The 1,003-nt window shown below is 71.1% G+C and carries 2 protein-coding genes; both read right to left on the reverse strand.

Annotated elements, in window-relative coordinates:
* On the reverse strand, positions 1-509 hold a 509-nt coding region (locus ACIHCL_RS37010; protein ID WP_399868944.1), incomplete at its 3' end, for a transposase.
* Positions 425-1,003: transposase (locus tag ACIHCL_RS37015; protein ID WP_399868943.1), on the reverse strand; the 579-nt coding region annotated here is incomplete at its 5' end. The genes ACIHCL_RS37015 and ACIHCL_RS37010, both read right to left, overlap by 85 nt.

Below are 1,003 nucleotides of genomic sequence, written 5' to 3' on the forward strand. Positions count from 1 at the left end.
GTGTCGGGCCGGTATTGGAGGCGTTTGAGTCGGTTGCGGACGAGGGTCTCGAGTCGTTCGAGGGCGACGACGGCGAGGCTGGCCAGGCTGCGCTTGACGTGTGCCCAGACCCATTCCACGGGGTTGAGGTCGGGCGAGTAGGCGGGCAGCAGGAACACCGTCAGCCAGTCGCGCTGGTCGATCAGCTCGCGCATGGCGTGGGAGACGTGAGTGTTCAGGCGGTCCCACACCAGCACGATCGGCGCCTTGACCAGGTGGTGGACGCCGTCGATCAGGGCGATGAAGTCGCGCTCGCCCATGCTGCGGCGTTTGCCCTTGCCCGCGGGGTGGGTGCGCAGGCGGTGGCAGAGCCGGGTGCGGGAGCCGGGCCGCATGGCGATCAGTCCGGCCACCGACAGGCGTCCCGAGCGCCGCCCGCTCACCGTCACGACCGGGGTGCGGCCGCGCCGGCCCCAGGTGCGTCCTTTGGGCGGCCGGCGGGTGAAGCCTGCCTCGTCCTCGAAGCAGATGTAACCCCCGCAGGCCGCCCGTGCTCTTTTACCTCCGCCCAGGTCGCCTCCTTCCACACCGAAACGGCCCGTTCGTCGCGCTCGGCGACCCGCCGCGCGGGCACCTGCGGGCTGAAGCCGATCCGGTGCATCAGCCGGGTGGCGCCTGAGACGCTGTAGGAGACGTGGAACTTCCTGCCGATCAGCGTGGCCACCCTCGCCGCGGTCCACACCTGGTCCTCCACCCAGCCGTGCGCGGCCGGTCCCTGCTCCAGATACGCGGCGAGTTTCTCCAGACAGCGCGGCGACAGCCGGCACCGCGACCCGCCCGGGCCACGGGAGGCCAGAGCCAGTACACCGCCTTCCCGCCACAACTGGTGCCACTGGTAGGCCGACTTCCCGCTCACCCGCAGGCGCAGTGCCACCTCCAACGGCTTGATCCCCTGCTCGAACAGCTCAGCCGCCTGCATCCGCACCGACTCACGGCGCTCACGTCCCGCAGCGGTCAGCCCGCC

Source organism: Streptomyces sp. NPDC052042 (genome assembly GCF_044548345.1).
Classification (GTDB): Bacteria; Actinomycetota; Actinomycetes; order Streptomycetales; family Streptomycetaceae; genus Streptomyces.